Origin of the sequence: Streptomyces sp. NPDC048142, assembly GCF_043202835.1 — a bacterium.
Lineage (GTDB): Bacteria > Actinomycetota > Actinomycetes > Streptomycetales > Streptomycetaceae > Streptomyces.
Genome location: NZ_JBIDBC010000024.1, coordinates 72,150 through 92,301, shown reverse-complemented (window position 1 = coordinate 92,301; position 20,152 = coordinate 72,150). Strand labels below are relative to the sequence as shown.

The 20,152-nt window shown below is 71.9% G+C and carries 16 protein-coding genes and 1 pseudogene; 11 read left to right on the top strand and 6 right to left on the bottom strand.

Going from position 1 to position 20,152, the window contains the following annotated elements; genetic code table 11:
- The first annotated feature begins 251 nt into the window (after positions 1-251).
- Together gltB and ACGF2Y_RS26365 are read left to right on the top strand one after the other, a co-directional pair.
- On the top strand, positions 252-4,811 hold the full coding sequence (gene gltB, locus ACGF2Y_RS26370; RefSeq protein WP_392952140.1) for a glutamate synthase large subunit: 4,560 nt from the start codon (positions 252-254) through the stop codon (positions 4,809-4,811).
- Positions 4,804-6,264 (top strand): glutamate synthase subunit beta, encoded by a 1,461-nt coding sequence (locus ACGF2Y_RS26365; protein WP_097870396.1) that lies wholly within the window; start codon positions 4,804-4,806, stop codon positions 6,262-6,264. Before gltB ends, ACGF2Y_RS26365 begins: the two co-directional genes overlap by 8 nt.
- Before the next feature lie 169 nt (positions 6,265-6,433).
- Here ACGF2Y_RS26365 and ACGF2Y_RS26360 read toward each other — a convergent pair whose 3' ends face one another.
- Positions 6,434-7,345, bottom strand: a complete 912-nt coding sequence (locus ACGF2Y_RS26360) for a rhomboid family intramembrane serine protease (RefSeq protein ID WP_392952136.1) — start codon at positions 7,343-7,345, stop codon at positions 6,434-6,436.
- 156 nt (positions 7,346-7,501) lie between these two features.
- Here ACGF2Y_RS26360 and ACGF2Y_RS26355 point away from each other — a divergent pair, with 156 nt between their 5' ends.
- From ACGF2Y_RS26355 to ACGF2Y_RS26340, 4 genes and pseudogenes are all read left to right on the top strand, one after another.
- Complete coding sequence (locus ACGF2Y_RS26355; protein WP_392952134.1) at positions 7,502-8,251, top strand: vWA domain-containing protein; 750 nt, start codon at positions 7,502-7,504, stop codon at positions 8,249-8,251.
- Positions 8,248-8,820 (top strand): HutD family protein, encoded by a 573-nt coding sequence (locus ACGF2Y_RS26350; protein ID WP_392952131.1) that lies wholly within the window; start codon positions 8,248-8,250, stop codon positions 8,818-8,820. Before ACGF2Y_RS26355 ends, ACGF2Y_RS26350 begins: the two co-directional genes overlap by 4 nt.
- A 67-nt stretch (positions 8,821-8,887) precedes the next feature.
- Positions 8,888-9,352: pseudogene (locus tag ACGF2Y_RS26345) on the top strand (GNAT family N-acetyltransferase); the annotation flags it as partial.
- Positions 9,353-9,481: 129 nt separating this feature from the next.
- Positions 9,482-10,006, top strand: coding sequence for a pyridoxamine 5'-phosphate oxidase family protein (locus ACGF2Y_RS26340; RefSeq protein ID WP_392952223.1), 525 nt, complete (start codon positions 9,482-9,484; stop codon positions 10,004-10,006).
- A gap of 13 nt (positions 10,007-10,019) precedes the next feature.
- Here ACGF2Y_RS26340 and ACGF2Y_RS26335 read toward each other — a convergent pair whose 3' ends face one another.
- Together ACGF2Y_RS26335 and ACGF2Y_RS26330 are read right to left on the bottom strand one after the other, a co-directional pair.
- Positions 10,020-11,006 (bottom strand): acyl-CoA dehydrogenase family protein, encoded by a 987-nt coding sequence (locus ACGF2Y_RS26335; protein WP_392952128.1) that lies wholly within the window; start codon positions 11,004-11,006, stop codon positions 10,020-10,022.
- Positions 11,006-12,151 (bottom strand): acyl-CoA dehydrogenase family protein, encoded by a 1,146-nt coding sequence (locus tag ACGF2Y_RS26330; RefSeq protein WP_392952125.1) that lies wholly within the window; start codon positions 12,149-12,151, stop codon positions 11,006-11,008. The genes ACGF2Y_RS26335 and ACGF2Y_RS26330 overlap by 1 nt, the downstream gene beginning before the upstream one ends.
- A gap of 116 nt (positions 12,152-12,267) precedes the next feature.
- On the opposite strand from ACGF2Y_RS26330, the gene ACGF2Y_RS26325 reads away from it, so the two are divergent.
- The 5 genes from ACGF2Y_RS26325 to ACGF2Y_RS26305 all read left to right on the top strand — a co-directional run bounded on the left by ACGF2Y_RS26325 (position 12,268) and on the right by ACGF2Y_RS26305 (position 17,228).
- On the top strand, positions 12,268-13,050 hold the full coding sequence (locus tag ACGF2Y_RS26325) for an SDR family oxidoreductase (RefSeq protein ID WP_392952122.1): 783 nt from the start codon (positions 12,268-12,270) through the stop codon (positions 13,048-13,050).
- Between the two features lie 42 nt (positions 13,051-13,092).
- Complete coding sequence (locus ACGF2Y_RS26320) at positions 13,093-13,704, top strand: TetR/AcrR family transcriptional regulator (protein ID WP_392952120.1); 612 nt, start codon at positions 13,093-13,095, stop codon at positions 13,702-13,704.
- Between the two features lie 41 nt (positions 13,705-13,745).
- Positions 13,746-14,903 carry an acetyl-CoA C-acetyltransferase gene (locus tag ACGF2Y_RS26315; protein ID WP_392952117.1) on the top strand — a complete coding sequence of 386 codons (1,158 nt, stop codon included), beginning with the start codon at positions 13,746-13,748 and terminating at the stop codon, positions 14,901-14,903.
- A 277-nt stretch (positions 14,904-15,180) separates the two neighbouring features.
- Positions 15,181-15,384: a cold-shock protein gene (locus ACGF2Y_RS26310; RefSeq protein WP_003969786.1), complete on the top strand. Its 204-nt coding sequence runs from the start codon at positions 15,181-15,183 to the stop codon at positions 15,382-15,384.
- A 185-nt stretch (positions 15,385-15,569) separates the two neighbouring features.
- Complete coding sequence (locus ACGF2Y_RS26305) at positions 15,570-17,228, top strand: DEAD/DEAH box helicase (RefSeq protein ID WP_392952114.1); 1,659 nt, start codon at positions 15,570-15,572, stop codon at positions 17,226-17,228.
- A 205-nt stretch (positions 17,229-17,433) separates the two neighbouring features.
- Here ACGF2Y_RS26305 and ACGF2Y_RS26300 read toward each other — a convergent pair whose 3' ends face one another.
- From ACGF2Y_RS26300 to ACGF2Y_RS26290, 3 genes are read right to left on the bottom strand one after another with little or no spacing between them, the layout of a single operon-like run.
- A complete protein-coding gene (locus ACGF2Y_RS26300) occupies positions 17,434-18,504 on the bottom strand; it encodes an NAD(P)H-dependent flavin oxidoreductase (protein ID WP_392952111.1) in 1,071 nt (356 codons plus the stop codon).
- Positions 18,504-19,265, bottom strand: coding sequence for a CoA-transferase subunit beta (locus tag ACGF2Y_RS26295; protein ID WP_392952108.1), 762 nt, complete (start codon positions 19,263-19,265; stop codon positions 18,504-18,506). The genes ACGF2Y_RS26300 and ACGF2Y_RS26295 overlap by 1 nt, the downstream gene beginning before the upstream one ends.
- Complete coding sequence (locus tag ACGF2Y_RS26290) at positions 19,262-20,152, bottom strand: CoA transferase subunit A (protein ID WP_392952105.1); 891 nt, start codon at positions 20,150-20,152, stop codon at positions 19,262-19,264. The genes ACGF2Y_RS26295 and ACGF2Y_RS26290 overlap by 4 nt, the downstream gene beginning before the upstream one ends.

The following is a 20,152-nucleotide window of genomic DNA, read 5'->3' as shown; positions in this document are numbered from 1 at the left end:
GTAAGCACCGCAGGCAACGACGCCTGCTCTCTGCGACTCCCGGGCGCCGATCCTTTCGACAGCGACCCACCCCCTGGTCGAGCCGGTCGCCTCTGGTCACCCAGTCACTTCCGGTCACCGCGGTGTCCGTATGTTGGAATGAGCCTTCCGCTTCTTGAGAAGCGCCCCATCATGTAACCTGCACGAAATTTCGCAGAGGGCCAACGTCGTCCCTCGGCACCGCAAATGCCACGACGACGACGGGAGAGCCGATGCGTATCGACGCCTGGTCGCCCATGGACGGTCGCCCCGCCCAGCAGGGGATGTACGACCCCCGTAACGAGCACGACGCCTGTGGCGTCGGGTTCGTGGCCACTCTGACCGGTGTGGCCAGCCATGAGCTGGTCGAGCAGGCGCTGACCGTACTGCGCAACCTCGAACACCGCGGCGCCACCGGCTCCGAGCCCGACTCCGGCGACGGCGCCGGCATTCTCTGCCAGGTCCCCGACGCCTTCCTGCGCGCCGAGACCCCTTTCGGACTTCCCGAGGCCGGCTCCTACGCCGTGGGCATCGCCTTCCTCCCCGCGGACGACTCCGCCGAGGCCGTCCGCACGATCGAGAAGATCGCCGCCCAGGAGGGCCTGAAGGTCCTCGGCTGGCGTGACGTCCCGATCACCCCCGCACTGCTCGGCAACGGCGCCCGCGCCACCATGCCCGAATTCCGCCAGGTCTTCGTCGCCGACGGCGAGTCCACCGGCATCGTCCTGGACCGCAAGGCCTTCGTCCTGCGCAAGCGTGCCGAGCGTGAGGCCGGGGTGTACTTCCCCTCGCTCTCCGCCCGCACCATCGTCTACAAGGGCATGCTCACCACCGGGCAGCTGGAGCCGTTCTTCCCGGACCTCTCCGACCGCCGCTTCGCCTCCACGGTCGCGCTGGTCCACTCGCGCTTCTCCACCAACACCTTCCCCAGCTGGCCGCTGGCCCACCCGTACCGTTTCGTCGCGCACAACGGCGAGATCAACACGGTCAAGGGCAACCGCAACTGGATGAAGGCCCGCGAGTCCCAGCTCGCCTCCGAACTCTTCGGCCAGGCGCAGCTGAGCCGGATCTTCCCCGTCTGCACCCCGGACGCCTCCGACTCCGCCTCCTTCGACGAGGTCCTGGAGCTGCTCCACCTCGGCGGCCGCTCGCTGCCGCACTCGGTGCTGATGATGGTCCCCGAGGCGTGGGAGAACCACGACTCGATGGACCCGGCACGCCGGGCTTTCTACCAGTACCACGCCACGATGATGGAGCCCTGGGACGGCCCGGCCTGCGTCACCTTCACCGACGGCGTCCAGGTCGGCGCGGTCCTCGACCGCAACGGTCTGCGCCCCGGCCGCTACTGGGTCACCGACGACGGACTCGTCGTGCTCTCCTCCGAGGTCGGCGTCCTGGACATCGACCCGGCGAAGGTCGTCCGCAAGGGCCGCCTCCAGCCCGGCAAGATGTTCCTCGTCGACACCGCCGAGCACCGCATCATCGAGGACGACGAGATCAAGGCGTCCCTCGCCGCCGAGCAGCCCTACCAGGAGTGGCTGGAGACCGGGGAGATCGGCCTCGGCGACCTCCCCGAGCGCGAGCACATCGTGCACACCCACGCCTCGGTCACCCGCCGCCAGCAGACCTTCGGCTACACCGAGGAAGAGCTCCGCGTCATCCTCGCGCCGATGGCCCGCACCGCCGGCGAGCCGCTCGGCTCCATGGGCACCGACTCGCCGATCGCCGCGCTCTCCGAGCGCCCCCGGCTGCTGTTCGACTACTTCACCCAGCTCTTCGCCCAGGTCACCAACCCGCCGCTGGACGCCATCCGCGAGGAGCTCGTCACCTCGCTGCGCTCCTCGCTGGGCCCCCAGGGCAACATCCTGGAGCCGACCGCCGCGGCCTGCCGCAGCGTCACGCTGCCGTTCCCGGTGATCGACAACGACGAGCTCGCCAAGCTGATACACATCAACGCCGACGGCGACATGCCGGGCATGAAGGCCGCCACCCTCGCCGGCCTCTACCGGGTCGGCGGCGGCGGCGAAGCGCTGGCCGCCCGGATCGAGGAGATCTGCACCGAGGTCGACGCCGCCATCGAGGACGGCGCCCGCCTCGTCGTCCTCTCCGACCGGCACTCCGACGCCGAGCACGCGCCGATCCCCTCGCTGCTGCTCACCTCGGCCGTCCACCACCACCTCATCCGCACCAAGCAGCGCACCCAGGTGGGACTGCTGGTCGAGGCCGGGGACGTCCGCGAGGTCCACCACGTCGCGCTGCTGATCGGCTACGGCGCCGCCGCGGTCAACCCGTACCTCGCCATGGAGTCCGTCGAGGACCTGGTCCGCGCCGGCACGTTCATCGAGAACATCGAGTCCGAGCAGGCCATCCGGAACCTGATCTACGCGCTCGGCAAGGGCGTCCTGAAGGTCATGTCCAAGATGGGCATCTCCACCGTCGCCTCCTACCGGGGCGCGCAGGTCTTCGAGGCCGTCGGCCTCGACGAGGCCTTCGTCGCGAGGTACTTCAACGGCACCGCCACCAAGATCGGCGGCGCCGGCCTGGACGTCGTCGCCAAGGAGGTCGCCGCCCGGCACACCAAGGCGTACCCCGCCTCCGGCATCGCCGCCTCGCACCGCGCGCTGGAGATCGGCGGCGAGTACCAGTGGCGGCGCGAGGGCGAACCGCACCTGTTCGACCCGGAGACGGTCTTCCGCCTCCAGCACGCCACCCGCAACCGGCGCTACGACATCTTCAAGCAGTACACGGAGCGGGTGAACGAGCAGTCCGAGCGCCTCATGACGCTCCGCGGCCTCTTCGGCTTCGACTCCGGCCGCGAGCCGATCTCCCTCGACGAGGTCGAGCCCGCCTCCGAGATCGTCAAGCGCTTCTCCACCGGCGCCATGTCGTACGGCTCGATCTCCCGCGAGGCGCACGAGACGCTCGCCATCGCGATGAACCAGCTCGGCGGCAAGTCCAACACCGGTGAGGGCGGCGAGGACCCCGACCGCCTGTACGACCCGGCGCGCCGCTCGTCCATCAAGCAGGTCGCCTCCGGCCGCTTCGGCGTGACCAGCGAATACCTGGTCAACGCGGACGACATCCAGATCAAGATGGCGCAGGGCGCCAAGCCCGGCGAGGGCGGCCAGCTGCCCGGCCACAAGGTCTACCCGTGGGTCGCCAAGACGCGTCACTCGACGCCCGGCGTCGGCCTCATCTCGCCGCCGCCGCACCATGACATCTACTCCATCGAAGACCTCGCCCAGCTGATCCACGACCTGAAGAACGCGAACCCGCAGGCGCGGATCCACGTGAAGCTGGTCTCCGAGGTCGGCGTCGGCACGGTCGCCGCCGGTGTCTCCAAGGCCCACGCGGACGTCGTCCTCATCTCCGGCCACGACGGCGGAACGGGCGCCTCCCCGCTCACCTCGCTCAAGCACGCGGGCGGCCCCTGGGAGCTCGGCCTCGCCGAGACCCAGCAGACCCTGCTGCTCAACGGCCTGCGCGACCGCATCGTCGTGCAGACCGACGGCCAGCTCAAGACCGGCCGCGACGTCGTCATCGCCGCGCTGCTGGGCGCCGAGGAGTTCGGTTTCGCGACCGCGCCGCTCGTCGTCTCCGGCTGCGTCATGATGCGCGTCTGCCACCTGGACACCTGCCCGGTCGGCATCGCCACCCAGAACCCGGTCCTGCGTGACCGCTTCTCCGGCAAGGCCGAGTACATCGTCAACTTCTTCCAGTTCATCGCCGAAGAGGTCCGCGAGATCCTCGCCGAGCTGGGCTTCCGCTCCATCGAGGAGGCCGTCGGCCACGCCGAGCTCCTCGACACCGACCGGGCGATCACCCACTGGAAGGCGCAGGGCCTGGACCTGGCCCCGCTCTTCCACGTCCCCGAACTGCCCGAGGGCGCGGTACGCCACCGCATCGTCGAGCAGGACCACGGACTGACGAAGGCGCTCGACAACCAGCTGATCAAGCTGGCCGCCGACGCGCTCGGAGCGACCAGCCCCGAGGCCGCCCAGCCGGTCCGCGCCCAGGTCGCGATCCGCAACATCAACCGCACGGTCGGCACCATGCTCGGCCACGAGGTGACCAAGAAGTTCGGCGGTGCGGGCCTGCCCGAGAACACCATCGACCTCACCTTCACCGGCTCGGCCGGCCAGTCCTTCGGCGCGTTCCTGCCGCGCGGGGTCACCCTGCGCCTGGAGGGCGACGCCAACGACTACGTCGGCAAGGGTCTCTCCGGCGGCCGGGTCGTCGTCCGCCCGGACCGGGGCGCCGACCACCTCGCCGAGTACTCCACCATCGCCGGCAACACCATTGGCTACGGCGCGACCGGCGGCGAGATCTTCCTCCGCGGCCGCACCGGCGAACGCTTCTGCGTCCGCAACTCCGGTGCGCTCGTCGTCTCCGAGGGCGTCGGCGACCACGGCTGCGAGTACATGACCGGCGGCCGGGCCGTCGTCCTCGGCGAGACCGGCCGCAACTTCGCCGCCGGCATGTCGGGGGGTGTCGCGTACGTCATCGACCTGAACCGCGACGACGTCAACGTCGGCAACCTCGGCGCGGTCGAGGAGCTGGACGACACCGACCGGCAGTGGCTGCACGACGTCGTGCGCCGCCACCGGGAGGAGACCGGCTCCACCGTCGCCGAGAAGCTCCTCGCCGAGTGGGACACCGCCGTGACCCGCTTCAGCAAGATCATCCCGTCCACGTACAAGGCCGTGCTCGCCGCCAAGGACGCCGCTGAGCTCGCCGGTCTCTCCGAGCAGGAGACCACCGAGAAGATGATGGAGGCGGCGACCCATGGCTGACCCCAAGGGCTTCCTGACCACCGGACGCGAGGTCGCCCAGACCCGCCCCGTGGCCGAGCGCGTCAAGGACTGGAACGAGGTCTACGTTCCGGGCTCGCTGCTCCCGATCATCAGCAAGCAGGCCGGCCGCTGCATGGACTGCGGCATCCCGTTCTGCCACAACGGCTGCCCGCTCGGAAACCTCATCCCCGAGTGGAACGACTACGCCTACCGCGAGGACTGGACCGCCGCTTCCGAGCGGCTGCACGCCACGAACAACTTCCCGGAGTTCACCGGGCGGCTGTGCCCGGCGCCCTGCGAGTCGGCGTGCGTCCTCGGCATCAACCAGCCCGCCGTCACCATCAAGAACGTCGAAGTCTCCATCATCGACAAGGCGTGGGACAGCGGCGACGTCACCCCGCAGCCGCCGGAGCGCCTCTCCGGCAAGACCGTCGCTGTCATCGGCTCGGGCCCGGCGGGACTCGCCGCCGCCCAGCAGCTGACCCGGGCCGGCCACACCGTCGCCGTCTACGAGCGCGCGGACCGCATCGGGGGCCTCCTGCGCTACGGCATCCCCGAGTTCAAGATGGAGAAGTCGCACATCAACCGCCGCATCGAGCAGATGCGGCTGGAAGGCACCAAGTTCCGTACGGAGGTGGAGATCGGCAAGGACATCGACGCCGCGAAGCTCCGCCGCCGCTACGACGCGGTCGTCATCGCGGCCGGCGCCACCGTCTCCCGCGACCTGCCGGTTCCCGGCCGTGAGCTGGGCGGCATCCACTTCGCGATGGAGTACCTGCCGCTCGCCAACAAGGTGCAGGAGGGCGACCTGACAGTCTCCCCGATCCACGCCGGCGGCAAGCACGTCGTCGTCATCGGCGGCGGCGACACCGGCGCGGACTGCGTGGGCACCGCCCACCGCCAGGGCGCGGCCTCCGTCACCCAGCTGGAGATCATGCCGAAGCCGGGCGAGGAGCGGAACCCGGGCCAGCCGTGGCCGACGTTCCCGATGCTCTACAAGGTCACCTCCGCGCACGAGGAGGGCGGCGAGCGGGTCTACTCCGTCTCCACCACCCACTTCGAGGGCGACGAGGACGGAAACGTCGCGGCCCTCCACCTGGTCGAGGTCGAGTTCAAGGACGGTAAGCTGGAGCAGAAGCCCGGCACGGAGCGGCGCATCCCCGCGCAGCTCGTCACCCTCGCCATGGGCTTCACCGGAACCGACCAGTCCAACGGTCTGGTCCAGCAGTTCGGCCTGGAGCTCGACCAGCGTGGCAACGTCGCCCGCGACGAGCACTACGCGACCAACGTCGACGGCGTCTATGTCGCCGGTGACGCGGGACGCGGCCAGTCGCTGATCGTCTGGGCGATCGCCGAGGGCCGCTCCGCCGCTCGCGGCGTGGACCGCTTCCTGACCGGGACCAGCGCGCTGCCGGCCCCGATCCGCCCGACGGACCGGTCCCTGCTGGTCTGAGCACCACCCGGGTTCCCCCTGGGCCACGCGGCCCGGGGGCACCCCCTTGATACGTCCCGTACAACGGCGTGCGGAACTGAACGCGGCGCCTGCCTGTCCCCGACCGGACTCAGCGGGCGCCGTGGCGCGTCCGGGGCCGGATCCCCTCACGGGGGCCTCTGCGGGGCCCTCAGCCCCCCGTCAGCGCCGAGGTCTTCACCACCACCGCCACCGCGAACAGCCCCACCAGCACCAGCCCGCCCGCGAGCTGGACCGGCCGGCCCCGCAGCCTCGCGGGCGGGTAGGCGAGCCCGTACGTCACCAGCGCCCCGGTCAGCAGCCCGCCCAGGTGTCCCTGCCACGAGGTGAACGCGGCCGAGATCAGCATCCAGAGCAGGAATCCGGCCATGAAGCGGTTGACCGCCGCCATGTCCCGGCCGAGCCGCCGGTGGATGACCCAGTACGCGGCGGCCAGCCCGAAGACCGCACCGGAGGCGCCGACCGTCGAGGTGTCCGGGGCCACCAGGTACACCAGGACCGAACCGCCCACCGCCGACAGCAGATACAGCGCCAGATAACGGGCCCGGCCGAGCTGCCCCTCCACCGCCCGGCCGATGTTCCACAGCGCGAACATGTTGAACACCAGGTGCATCACCCCGAACGAGGCGTCCGGAGGAAGGTGCAGGAAGGCCCCGGTCACCAGCCGGTACCACTCGCCGTCCGCGATGCCCGTCAGCTCGTACCCGGGATAGGTGGAACCCCGGTAGTAGTACCGCTCACCGTCCGGCCCGGTCAGCGCCGCCCCGAGCACCGCGAACCGGTCCACGATCTCCGGCCTGACCACCTCGCCGACGTAGACCAGGACGTTGAGCGCCATCAGGACGTACGTCACCATCGGCGCCGTCGCCCGGGACACCACGCCGCCGAAAACCGTACGGGCCTGCCGCACCGAGCGCTGCCCCTCCTTCACGCACTCCACGCAGTGATGGCCGACGGCCGCCTCCCGCATGCAGTCCGGGCAGATGTAGCGGTCGCAACGGGTGCAGCGGACATACGTCTCGTGGGACGGATGGCGGTAACACGCGGTGGCGGCGGCCTCCATGGCCGGCTCCTTCACTGGGGATGTGCAACGGGGCCGGTGGGGGCGGCGGCGATCAAGATAGCGAACCGGTGCGGTGCACCGTGTGCCCGGGGCCCGGCCCTGATCCACCGGACACCTCTAGACTCAAGGTCCGCAGAGCGCAGAACGGGGGCCGTCATGAACGGTGCGAACACGGCTGTGGGCACCGGCCCGGCCATCAGTCTCACCAAGGTGCGGGAGTTGGCTCCGGACCTGGTCGGCGCCTACGAGAGCGCGAGGATCTCGCTGGAGAAGCACGGACTGGGCGGTCACCGCGCGGCCGTCTACCTCGTCCTCGACCACTCCGGCTCGATGAAGCCCTACTACAAGGACGGCAGCGTCCAGGCGCTGGCCGACCGGGTGCTGGGCCTGTCGGCCAACCTCGACGACGACGGCACGGTACCCGTCGTCTTCTTCTCCACCGACATCGACGCGGTCACCGACATCGCCCTCGACAACCACCACGGCCGGATCGACGAGATCTTCGCGGGCCTCGGGCACATGGGGAAGACCAGCTACCACGTGGCGATGGACGCCGTCATCGACCACTACCTCGACAGCGGCTCCACCGCGCCCGCCCTGGTCGTCTTCCAGACGGACGGCGGGCCGATCAACAAGCTCGCCGCCGAACGCTACGTCTGCAAGGCCGCCAGGCTGCCCCTGTTCTGGCAGTTCGTCGGCTTCGGCAACACCCGCAGCAGCCAGTTCGACTTCCTGCGCAAGCTCGACGAACTGGCCGTCCCGGACAGGCGGGCCGTCGACAACGCCGGGTACTTCCACGCCGGCCAGGATCCCCGGAAGGTCCCGGACTCCGAGCTGTACGACCGGCTCGTCGCCGAGTTCCCGCTCTGGCTGGCCGCCGCCGAGGCGCAGGGGATCATCCGGTGACGGCCCGGACCCTGCGCGTCCTGCGCGCCGCCGACCGCGCACCCGTCCCCTGGAAGAACGGCGGCGGCATCGTCCGGGAGATCGCCACCGGCCCCGAGGACGCGGGCGCCGACGCCTTCGACTGGCGGGTGAGCCTCGCGGACGTCACCGCCGACGGGCCGTTCTCCGCCTTCCCGGGCGTGGAGCGCGTCCTGACCGTGGTCGAGGGCGCGGGCATGGACCTCGTCGTCGGCGGCGAGCACCACATCGTCGACGAGCCGCTGTGGCCGCACGGCTTCCCCGGCGACCTGCCCACCGAGGGCTTCCTGCTGGCCGGCCCCGTCGTCAATCTCAACGTCATGTACCGCAGAGCCCGTACGCGGGCGGAGACCGCAGTCGTCTGCGGCACGGTCCGCCTGCTGCCGCCGGAGGGCGGCGCGGTGCTGGCCGTCTCCCTGGACGACGGCGCGGAGTTGGAGGGCCCGGACGTCCGGCTGGACCGCTACGACGCGGTGCTGGCGGCCGGGGCGTCGCCCGGGGTCCTGCGGACGATGGGCCAGGCGGTGCTGATCACGTTCTCGGACGTGTGACCGTCCGGCCGGCGGCACGCGAAAAATCCCGCTGACGGTTTCCCCGCCGCCGGATACGGTCACCCGTATGCCCGCGTACGTATCCGGACCCACCGTGATCCGCCGTTATGCCGCCACGGACGAGAACGCCTCGATGGACCTCTGGTCCCGGGCCGGCAGCCTGGCCCATCCCTTCATCCCCGGCGAGGGCGAGGGCGAGCGCGCCCGCAGGATGCGCGAGATCTATCTCGTCCACGCCGAGAACTGGGTCGCCGAGTCGAACGGCCGTGTGGTGGCACTCCTGGGCCTGCTGGACGCCGAGATCGGTGGCCTCTTCGTGGCTCCGGAGGCACAGGGCACGGGAGTGGGCCGGCGTCTCGTCGAGCACGCGGCGGCACTGCATGGCTCATTGACCCTGGAGGTGTACGAGAAGAACACGCGGGCCCGCGGCTTCTACGCCCGGATGGGCTTCGTGGAGGTGAGCCGCCGCGTCGACGAGGAGTACGACGAGGTCATGCTCCAGCTCGTCCGCCCGGCCCCGGAGAGCCCGGCCCGGAGCGGTGCGACGGACGGCCCGGCCCGGCTCCATCCCGGGGCACGTCCGCCTGTCGCGCCCGAATACCGACAGGAGATGTCGGGTATCCGGTGTTCCATAGCGCCCATGACACCTTCATCAGCGCCCATGACACCTTCATCGCCTTCCCCCGCACCGGTTTCCTGGGACGGCTTCGCCACCGCCGAGCCCGACTTCGCCGCCACCGTGCAACGCCGCTTCCAGCTCTACAAGCACCACGTCCTGGCCACCCTGCGGAAGGACGGCTCGCCCCGGGTCACCGGCCTGGAGGCCGACTTCCGCTACGGCGAGCTGCTGCTGGGCATGATGCCGAACTCCCGCAAGGCCCTGGACCTGCGGCGCGATCCGCGCTTCGCACTCCAGGCCAACCCGGGCCCCGACGCCGAGATGAACGACGGCGACGTCCGCGTCGGCGGCCGGGCCGTGGAGATCACCGACCCCGAGGTGATCGCCCGCTTCATCGAGGAGGCGAGCCCGCCCGAGCCGTTCCACCTCTTCCGGGCGGAGCTGACCGAGGTGGTCCGCATCGGGCTCGACGGCGAAGCGCTGGTCATCCAGTCCTGGCACCCGGGACAGCCGCTGCGCACCGTGCGCCGCACCGGCGACGACGCCCCGCCGACCGAAGCGACCTGAGCCGGGACAGCCCTCAACCCGCCAGTACCCGGGCCCGGCAGGCGGACGGCGTCCCCCAGGCGTCCCGCAGCGGCCGGGCCCTGCGCAGCCACCACGCGAGGTCCAGCTCCTCGGTGTAGCCGACCGCGCCGTGCGACTGGAGCGCGGTGCGGGCCGCCGCGTACCCCGCCTCGCCCGCCGCCACCTTCGCCGCCGCGACCGCGGCCCCCGCCCCGGGCGATCCCCCGGCCAGCTCCACCGCCGCCCCGTACAGCAGCGGGCGCGCGAACTCCAGGCCGAGCAGGGTGTCCGCCAAGCGGTGCTTGACCGCCTGGAAGGACCCGACGGGCACCCCGAACTGGGTGCGCTGCTTCACGTACGCCACCGTCGCCCGCAGCAGCTCCTCCCCGCAGCCCAGCGCCAGGGCCGCCGTCGCGAACGCCGCCCACTCGCCCGCCGCCCGCGCCGCCCCGCCCGCCTCCGGCCCGGCCGCCACCACCTCGCCGCCCGCCTCCGGCCGGAACAGCCGCCGCGCCGGGTCCGCCGACACCGACAGCTCCCCGGGCCCCGGTGCGAGCCGCAGTCCGTCGCCGGACACCGTGAACACCGCGTCCGCCGCGTCCGCGTCCAGGGCGTACGGGCCGTACTCCGGCAGCCGCAGCGAGACCACCGCCCCGCCGGAGGCGATCCTCGGCAGCCACTTCTCGGCCGCCGGGCCGCCCGCCCCGCCCAGCAGCACCCCGGCCGCCAGCGTCTCCGCCACCGGTCCGGGCACCGCGTGCCGCCCCAGCTCGACACAGGCGACGGCCAGCTCCACGGGGAGCGGCCCGAGACCCCCGTACGCCCGAGGGACCGCGAGCGCGAACACCCCCGCGTCCGCGAGCCGCCCCCACAGGGCCCGCCCCGGACCGTGCTCCCCGGCGGCCCACGCCCGCAGGACCTGCGGGGTACCGGCCGCCGTCAGCATCGCGTCCAGCGACCGGGCGAACTCCCGCTGCTCGTCGTCCAGGAGGAAACGCATCAGCGCCGTCCCTTCGGCAGGCCGAGCAGCCGCTCGGCGATGATGTCGCGCTGGATCTCGTTCGTCCCCGCGTAGATGGGCCCCGCCAGAGCGAAGACGTACCCCTGCGCCCACTCTCCGTCCGCCGCCTCCGCCTCCGGGCCCAGCAGGTCCAGCGCCGTCTCGTGCAGCGCGAGGTCGTAACGCGACCAGAACACCTTGTTCAGGCTCGACTCGGGCCCCAGCGACGCCCCCGCCACGAACCGGGACGCGGCGGCGGCCGTGAACAGCTGATACGCCCGCGCCCCGATCACCGCGTCCGCCACCCGGTCCCGCAGTGCCGTGTCCGCCGGGTCGCCCACCCCCCGCCACAGCTCCGCCAGGCGGTCGGCGGCGGCCAGGAAGCGGCCGGGGGAGCGGAGGGTGAGGCCCCGCTCGTCGCCGGTGGCCGCCATCGCGATCCGCCACCCCTGCCCCGGCTCCCCGATGACGTCCTCGTCCGGTACGAAGACCTCGTCGAGGAAGATCTCGGCGAACGCGGGCTTCCCGTCCAGCCGGCCGACGGGGCGGACCGTGACGCCCTCGGCCCTCAGGCCGAACATCAGGTACGTGAGCCCCTGGTGCGGCTTCGCGGCCCCCGGGTCCGTACGGAAGATGCCGAACGCCCGGTCCGCGAAAGCCGCCCGCGAGGACCACGTCTTCTGCCCCGACAGCAGCCAGCCGCCGTCCGTGCGCACCGCCCGCGAACGCAGTGCCGCCAGGTCGGACCCGGCCTCCGGCTCCGACCAGGCCTGCGCCCAGATCACCTCGCCGCTCGCCATCGGCGGCAGCACCCGGGCCCGCTGCTCCGCCGTGCCGTGGGCGAGCAGGGTCGGGGCGAGGAGGCTGATCCCGTTCTGCGAGAGACGGCCCGGCGCGCCCGCCGCCCAGTACTCCTCCTCGAACGCCAGCCAGCCGAAGAGATCCGCGCCCCGGCCCCCGTACTCCTCGGGCCAGGAGAGCGCCGACCACCGCCCGGTGTGCAGCAGCGCCTCCCACTCCCGGTGCGCGGCGAACCCCTCCCCGGTCTCCAGGGAGGGCAGCGGCCGGACCGGTACGTGGTCCCGGAGCCAGGCCCGCGCCTCGGACCGCAGGGATTCCGTCCGTGCCGTGTGCGTCAGATCCATGACCGGGCCCGCCTTCCCCGCGTGGTCGGCGCCGGCGCCGACCGACCGTTCCCTAACAAGTGTTTGGTAGGTTAACGTACGACCCCTACGCCGTCGAGAAGCCGGGGGACCGCGCCATGAACACACCGCCGTACCTGCCGGGACACGGACTGCTGGCCGGTCGCACCGCCGTCGTCACCGCCGCCGCCGGGGCCGGGATCGGCGGCGCGACCGCCCGCCGCTTCCTGGAGGAGGGCGCCCGCGTCGTGATCGGCGACGCCCACGCCCGCCGGCTGAAGGAGAGCGCGCACGCCCTCGCTGCCGCGTTCGGACCCGACCGCGTCACCCACCTGACCTGCGACGTCACCGACGAGGAGCAGGTGGGTGCCCTCTTCGCACACGCCGAGCAGGCCCACGGCGGCCTCGACATCGTCGTCAACAACGCGGGCCTCGGCGGCACCGCCGAACTCACCGAGATGACCGACGACCAGTGGTCGAAGATCCTCGACGTCACCCTGAACGGGACCTTCCGCTGCACCCGAGCAGCCCTGCGCTCCCTCAAGGCCGCCGGAACCGGAGGAGTTCTCGTCAACAACGCCTCCGTCGTCGGCTGGCGCGCCCAGCGCGGCCAGGCCCACTACGCCGCCGCCAAGGCCGGCGTCATGGCCCTCACCCGCTGCGCCGCCGTCGAGGCCGCCGACTACGGCGTACGCGTCAACGCCGTCGCCCCCAGCCTCGCCATGCACCCGCACCTGGCCAAGGTCACCTCCGCCGAACTCCTCGCCGAACTCACCGGAAGGGAAGCCTTCGGCCGGTACGCCGAACCCTGGGAGGTCGCCAACGTGATCGTCTTCCTCGCGAGCGGCTACTCCTCGTACATGACCGGCGAGGTCGTCCCCGTCAGCAGCCAGCATGCGTGAGCACCTGCGTGAACACGCGGACGGGAGGCGGACAATGGCCGGGTGCCTACCAAGAAGAAGCCCCAGGTGACCCCCACCCCCGAACGGCGGAGCGAACTCCTCGCCACCGCGGCCGAGGTCTTCGCGGCCCAGGGATACAACGCCACCACCGTCCGCCGGATCGCGGACGAGGCCGGGATGCTCGCGGGCAGCCTCTACTACCACTTCGATTCCAAGGAATCGATGATCGACGAGATCCTCTCCACCTTCCTCGACGAGCTCTGGCGCGGCTACGACGCGGTCCTGGAGGCGGGCCTCGGTCCCCGCGAGACCATCGAGGCCCTGGTCACCGAGTCCTTCCGGGAGATCGACCGGCACCGCCCCGCCGTCGCGATCTACCAGAAGGAGTCCAAGCACCTCGCCACCCAGCCGCGCTTCGCCTACCTCGTCGACTCGCAGACGAAGTTCGAGAAGGCCTGGCTCGGCACCCTGGAACGCGGCGTCGCCGAAGGCGTCTTCCGCGACGACCTCGACATCCGCCTCACCTACCGCTTCGTCCGCGACACCGTCTGGGTCGCGGCCTCCTGGTACCGCCCCGGCGGACACCACAGCCCCGAAGAGATCGCCCGTCAGTACCTCTCGACGGTGCTCGACGGAATCGCCCCGCGTACGTAACCGGTAACCGTCCACCCCGAGCGCACCGAGGAGCAGCAGCCATGACCGAGGCCTACCTCGTCGAAGCGGTACGCACCCCCGTCGGACGGCGCGGGGGAGGCCTCGGGGCCGTCCACCCCGCCGACCTCGGCGCGCACGTCCTGAAGGAGCTGATGGCCCGCTCCGGCGTCGACCCGGCGGCCGTCGAGGACGTCGTCTTCGGCTGCCTCGACACCGTCGGACCGCAGGCCGGCGACATCGCCCGTACGTCATGGCTGGCCGCCGGACTGCCCGAGGAGGTCCCCGGCGTCACCATCGACCGCCAGTGCGGCTCCTCCCAGCAGGCCCTCCACTTCGCCGCCCAGGGCATCCTCTCCGGCACCCAGGACCTGGTCGTCGCGGGCGGCACCCAGAACATGACCCAGATCCCGATCGCCTTCGCCTCCCGCCGGGCCGCCGAACCCCTCGGCCTCACCCAGGGACCGTACGCGGGCAGCGAAGGCTGGCGCGCCCGCTACGGCGACGCCCCCGTCAACCAGTTCCACGGCGCCCAGCTGATCGCCGAGAAGTGGGGCATCAGCCGACGGGACATGGAGGACTTCGCCCTCACCTCCCACCACCGCGCGGTCCGCGCCATCGACGAGGGCCGCTTCGCCCGCGAGACCGTCGCGTACGGGAACGTCACCGCCGACGAGGGGCCGCGCCGCGACACCACCCCGCAGAAAATGGCCCGTCTGAAGCCCGTCATGGAGGGCGGCACCATCACCGCGGCCTGCTCCTCCCAGGTCTCCGACGGGGCCGCCGCCCTGCTCATCGCCTCGGAGCGGGCCGTCGCCGACCACGGCCTCACCCCGCGGGCGCGCATCCACCACCTGTCCGTACGCGGCGAGGATCCGATCCGGATGCTCTCGGCCCCGATCCCGGCCACCGCGTACGCCCTGCGGAAGACCGGCCTCACCATCGACGCCATCGACCTCGTCGAGATCAACGAGGCGTTCGCCCCGGTCGTCCTCGCCTGGCTGAAAGAGACCGGGGCGGACCCCGAGCGGGTCAACGTCAACGGCGGGGCCATCGCGCTCGGCCACCCGCTCGGCGCGACCGGAGCCCGGCTGATGACGACCCTGCTGCACGAACTGGAACGCACCGGCGGCCGCTACGGGCTCCAGACGATGTGCGAGGGTGGCGGACAGGCCAACGTCACCATCGTCGAGCGGCTCTGAGGACACCGGCCGTATCCCGGCCCGGCACCGTCCGTACGCCCTCCGGCCAGCCAGGTTTTCCCTCCGGCGGCATGGCGTGATCCACCGCTGGAGGAGAGGACGTGCTAGGGTGTTTCCCGTTGCAGTTTTGGTACCCATGAACTTTATGTGCGCCTGACGGGAATGCTTCCTCAGGCGCTTTATTGTTTTCCGGCTTTCTCCGGGTGGGGCTCAATGCGGCGACTTGGAATTCGTAAAGTGCGGATTCTCGGCACTGCACCTCTTTTAGGAGAATGACATGGCTACTGGAACCGTGAAGTGGTTCAACTCGGAAAAGGGCTTCGGCTTCATCGAGCAGGACGGCGGCGGCGCCGACGTCTTCGCCCACTACTCCAACATCGCCACCTCGGGCTTCCGTGAGCTCCAGGAGGGCCAGAAGGTCTCCTTCGACGTCACGCAGGGCCAGAAGGGCCCGCAGGCGGAGAACATCGTCCCGGCCTAATCGCCGGACGCGTACCTCGCTGACCGGGGCCCGCACCGTGAAGGTGCGGGCCCCGGTTTGTGCTGTCCGAGCAACAACCCGTTTCGTGCGCACATCCTGGGGGCGCATCACAGACGGCCGGGCCGGCACATCGCAGTAAACCCACTCGGCAGTTGCCCAGGAATCCCCCAGGAGGGCAATTCCGTATGACTCGCTCAGAACGCCAGGACCGCACCCCCCGCTCGCGCCCGGCCCGAGGCCGTGGCCAGGGCACGGGTGCCCAGGCACCGTCGAACAGCCGGGGCGGCGCTCCCCGCGCCAAGGCCCAGGGCTCCAAGGCCCCGGCCCGTCGCCGCGCCACCCCGCCGCAGGGCGAGTTCGCCCTGCCGGAGACGGTGACGCCCGCACTGCCGTCCGTCGACGCCTTCGCCGACCTGGACATGCCCGCCGCGCTGCTGAAGACCCTCGCCGCGCAGGGCGTCACCGAGCCGTTCCCGATCCAGGGCGCGACCCTGCCGAACTCGCTGGCCGGCCGCGACATCCTCGGCCGCGGGCGCACCGGCTCCGGCAAGACGCTCGCCTTCGGCCTCGCGCTGCTGGCCCGCACCGCCGGCCGCCGCAGCGAGCCGCGCGCCCCGCTCGCCATGGTCCTCGTCCCCACCCGCGAGCTGGCCCAGCAGGTCACCGACGCGCTGACCCCGTACGCGACCGCCGTGAACCTGCGCATGGCCACCGTCGTCGGCGGCATGTCGATCACCAAGCAGTCCGCCACCCTGCGGCGCGGCGCCGAAGTGCTCGTCGCCACCCCGGGCCGGCTCAAGGACCTCATAGAGCGCGGCGACTGCCGGCTGGACGAGGTCTCCATCACCGTCCTCGACGAGGCCGACCAGATGGCCGACATGGGCTTCATGCCGCAGGTCGTCGCCCTGCTCAAGCAGGTCGAGGCGGACGGGCAGCGGATGCTGTTCTCCGCGACCCTCGACAAGAACATCGACCGGCTCGTGAAGATGTTCCTCACCGACCCGGTCGTGCACTCCGTCGACCCGTCCGCCGGTGCGGTCACCACGATGGAGCACCACGTGCTCCACGTCCTGGACGAGACCGACAAGAAAGCCGTCGCCACGAAGATCGCCGCCCGCGAGGGCCGGGTGATCATGTTCGTCGACACCAAGCGCGCCGCCGACCGCTTCGCCAAGCGGCTGCTCGCCAGCGGTGTACGGGCGGCCGCCCTGCACGGCGGGCGCTCCCAGCCGCAGCGCAACCGGACGCTGGACCAGTTCAAGAACGGACAGGTCACCGCGCTCGTCGCGACGAACGTCGCGGCCCGCGGCATCCACGTCGACGACCTCGACCTGGTCGTCAACGTGGACCCGCCGACCGACCACAAGGACTACCTCCACCGCGGCGGGCGCACGGCGCGCGCCGGGGAGTCCGGCAGCGTCGTCACGCTGGTGCTGCCCGAGGAGAAGCGCGAGATGACCCGGCTGATGCAGGACGCGGGCATCGCGCCGCGCACCACGCGGGTCACCTCCAGCGACGCGGAGCTGAGCCGGATCACGGGCGCCCGTGAGCCGTCGGGCGTCGCGATCGTCATCGAGGTGCCGCAGCCGACGCCGCCGAAGCAGCGGACGCGGTCGGGCGGTGCGGCGGGTTCCGGCTCCGGCAACGGGGGCGCGGTGCGCTCCGGTAGCCGGGGACGCGGGCGGCGCGGCGCCGGCGGTGCAGGCGGCAGCGGTGGCGGTGCCGGCGCTCAGGGCGGTGGCGGCGCGGCGCGTTCCGCCGGGGGCGCACGCTCCGGTGGCGCGGGTCGCTCCGCCGGCGCGGGTCGCTCCGGCGCGCCTGCGCGGGGGCGCCGGGCCGCGTAAGGCCGTCCCCGGCCGTCCGGCGATTCGCGAGGGCCGACGCCACTTCAAGCCGTCCGGCGGTTGAGGACCGAGGTCCGGGGCAGAGTCCCGAAAGTCCCGGCCCGGTCGCCGGGTGCGGGCCGATGTGGGCCTAGGCTTGTCCTCAATCGCCGGACGGGCTGGAATGTGCAGCCCGGTCGCCGGTCGTCGGCCGAAAGACCTGTCCTCAATCGCCGGACGGGCTTGAGTGCGCAGCCCGGTCCAGGGCCGCGCGAGCCGCCTCCGCCTCGGCCAGGATCCGGGCCACCAGCTCCGCCACGCTCGGCAGGTCCTCGATCAGGGCCGCCACCTGGCCCGAGGCCATGATGCCGAGGTCGGTGCGGCCGTCGACCATGGACGCTCTCAGCAGCATCGGAGCGTTCGCCGCCAGCAGCATCTGACTCCAGCTCAGGTCCTTGCCGTGCCGCATCGCCAGGCCGTCGCGGAGCAGGCCCGGCCAGCTCAGGCCGGAGATCCGGCGGAAGCCGGACGCCCGGCGCAGCGCCCGGTACAGGGAGCGCAGCCTGCCCGCACCCTCCAGCTCCGCCACCATCTCCGTACGGAGCATCCGGTGCGGGAGCCCGTCCACCGCCCGGGTCAGCGTGATGTCCCGGACGGTCGCCGCCAGGTAGCGCGCCTTCACCGCGTCCGGGACCGTCGAATCCGAGGTCAGCAGGAACCGGGTGCCCATCGCGACGCCCGCCGCCCCGTACGCCAGCGCCGCCACCAGGCCCCGGCCGTCGTGGAAGCCGCCCGCCGCGACCACCGGGATGTCCACCGCGTCCACGACCTGGGGCAGCAGCACCGTGGTGGCGACCTCGCCCGTGTGGCCGCCGCCCTCGCCGCCCTGCACGATCACCGCGTCCGCGCCCCAGGCCGCGACCTTCTCCGCGTGCCGCCGGGCCCCCACCGACGGGACCACGACCACGCCCGCGTCCTTCAGCTCCGCGATGAGCTCCTTCGACGGGGCGAGCGCGAACGACGCCACCCGCACACCCTCCTCGACGATGATCCGTACGCGTTCCTGGGCGTCCCCCGCGTCCGCCCGCAGATTCACCCCGAACGGCGCGTCCGTCCGGGACTTCACCTCCCGTACGGCCGCCCGCAGTTGAGCCGGTGTCATGGTCGCGGAGGCCAGGATGCCGAGCGCCCCGGCCCGCGCGGTCGCGGTGACCAGGCGGGGGCCCGCCACCCAGCCCATCCCGGTCTGCACGATCGGGTGCCGGACGCCGACCAGGTCGGTCAGGGCGGTGCGCATCAGGCCCTGACCTCCCGGTCCCGGGTGCGGGCCGGGTCGATGACCTCGCGGATCAGGGTGAGTTCGGCGGGGGAGGGGTCGCGGGTGTACGGGACGTCGTCGGGGATCGTGAGCGGGAAGCCCGTCGCTTCGCGGACCGCTTCGACGGTGACGCCGGGGTGGACCGAGGCCAGCCGCATCGAACGGTCGGGCGTCGCGAAGTCGAAGACCCCCAGATCGCTGACGACCCGGGGGATGCGATGGAAGCGGGTGGCCGAGGGGCCCGCCGCCCGCGCGCTGTCGTGGCCGACTCCGCAGACCATGTCGACACGGCTGACGAAGACCCGGGAGGAGTGCCGGGGGATCCAGTAACTCACCGGGTTGTTGAGGGTGTTGACCGGTGCTCCGCGTACGCCCAGCAGTTGCCGGGAGGGCCGTTCCCAGTCGCCGATGCAGGAGATGTTCTGGTTGCCGAAGCGGTCGATCTGGCTCGCTCCCATCATCACGTGCCGCCGCCCCCCGGTCGCCAGCGCCAGATGTCTGCGGTACGGGAGCCAGCCCTCCGCCTCGCCGTTGGGGCCGACGAGCGTCGCCTCGCCGTCCGTGAGCAGCAGCTCGGGGGCGAAGGTCAGCCGGGCCAGCCGCGCGCCGACGGACGGCACCGCGCCCATCGGGCTGGCCAGGATCTCACCGTCGCCCCGCCAGGCCTCCGCGCAGGCGATCACGCAGTACTCCGCACGGGTCGCGGCTTCGGTGGCTCTCCGGCCGCCGGGTGCGTTCATTTCTGCTCCTCGTGCCAGGTGCGGACCGCCTGCTGGTAGCCCTTCTCGTCACCGTCCGGCGGCAGGAAGCGCGCCGCGAACTCCGCCCAGGCCGCAGGGTCCGCCGCCGCGGCCGCGTACGCCTTCTGGAACGGCTCGTCGCGCGGATGGTCGGGGACGCACGAGGTGAAATGCGCCCCGCCCGGCGTCTCCACGACACCGGTGACGCAGTGCCGTTGGACGAGGAGGGTCTGCGGGGCGGTGGAGTTCGCCGTCAACTCGACTGTCTCCACCAGGCGTTCGCAGGAGACATAGGCCGCGTCCGCCGCCTCGCAGAACAGGTCGTCGAAGTACGGGTCGGGGCCCAGGTACTGGCCGTTGCCGAGCCGGTCCGCCCGGTTGAGGTGGACCAGCGCCGCGTCCATCCGCAGGGCCGGCATCGCCACGAACTCCTCGCCGTCCTCGTACGGTGAAGTCACCGTACGCAGCTTCGGGTTGACCCGCATCACGTCCGAGCCGATGCCCGCGCGCACCGGCAGGAACGGCAGCCGGTTCGCCGCCGCGTGCAGCCCCCACATGAACATCGCCTCGTCGATCTCCGTCAGTGCGAACGCCCCGCGCTGCCGGGCCGCCCGGTAGTGCGGCTCCAGCGGAATGGAGTCGAGCGTCACGAACGCCGTGACCAGGCGCCGGATCCGGCCCGCCGCGGCCAGCAGCCCCACGTCCGGGCCGCCGTAGGAGATCACCGTGAGATCGGTGACGGGCGACCGGAGCAGCGCCCTGACCAGGGCCATCGGCTTGCGGCGCGACCCCCAGCCGCCGATCCCGACCGTCATGCCGCTGCTCAGCCGGTCGACGACCTCCTCGGGTGTCATCGTCTTGTCGCGCACATGAGGGGGAGTGGTCAC

What these genes read in the sequence shown, in the direction of transcription:
- gltB (WP_392952140.1), top strand. Translation starts at nt 252, where the DNA reads ATGCGTATCGACGCCTGGTCGCCCATGGACGGTCGCCCCGCCCAGCAG.
- ACGF2Y_RS26365 (WP_097870396.1), top strand. Translation starts at nt 4,804, where the DNA reads ATGGCTGACCCCAAGGGCTTCCTGACCACCGGACGCGAGGTCGCCCAG.
- ACGF2Y_RS26360 (WP_392952136.1), bottom strand. Translation starts at nt 7,345, where the DNA reads ATGGAGGCCGCCGCCACCGCGTGTTACCGCCATCCGTCCCACGAGACG.
- ACGF2Y_RS26355 (WP_392952134.1), top strand. Translation starts at nt 7,502, where the DNA reads ATGAACGGTGCGAACACGGCTGTGGGCACCGGCCCGGCCATCAGTCTC.
- ACGF2Y_RS26340 (WP_392952223.1), top strand. Translation starts at nt 9,482, where the DNA reads ATGACACCTTCATCGCCTTCCCCCGCACCGGTTTCCTGGGACGGCTTC.
- ACGF2Y_RS26335 (WP_392952128.1), bottom strand. Translation starts at nt 11,006, where the DNA reads ATGCGTTTCCTCCTGGACGACGAGCAGCGGGAGTTCGCCCGGTCGCTG.
- ACGF2Y_RS26330 (WP_392952125.1), bottom strand. Translation starts at nt 12,151, where the DNA reads ATGGATCTGACGCACACGGCACGGACGGAATCCCTGCGGTCCGAGGCG.
- ACGF2Y_RS26325 (WP_392952122.1), top strand. Translation starts at nt 12,268, where the DNA reads ATGAACACACCGCCGTACCTGCCGGGACACGGACTGCTGGCCGGTCGC.
- ACGF2Y_RS26315 (WP_392952117.1), top strand. Translation starts at nt 13,746, where the DNA reads ATGACCGAGGCCTACCTCGTCGAAGCGGTACGCACCCCCGTCGGACGG.
- ACGF2Y_RS26310 (WP_003969786.1), top strand. Translation starts at nt 15,181, where the DNA reads ATGGCTACTGGAACCGTGAAGTGGTTCAACTCGGAAAAGGGCTTCGGC.
- ACGF2Y_RS26305 (WP_392952114.1), top strand. Translation starts at nt 15,570, where the DNA reads ATGACTCGCTCAGAACGCCAGGACCGCACCCCCCGCTCGCGCCCGGCC.
- ACGF2Y_RS26300 (WP_392952111.1), bottom strand. Translation starts at nt 18,504, where the DNA reads ATGCGCACCGCCCTGACCGACCTGGTCGGCGTCCGGCACCCGATCGTG.
- ACGF2Y_RS26295 (WP_392952108.1), bottom strand. Translation starts at nt 19,265, where the DNA reads ATGAACGCACCCGGCGGCCGGAGAGCCACCGAAGCCGCGACCCGTGCG.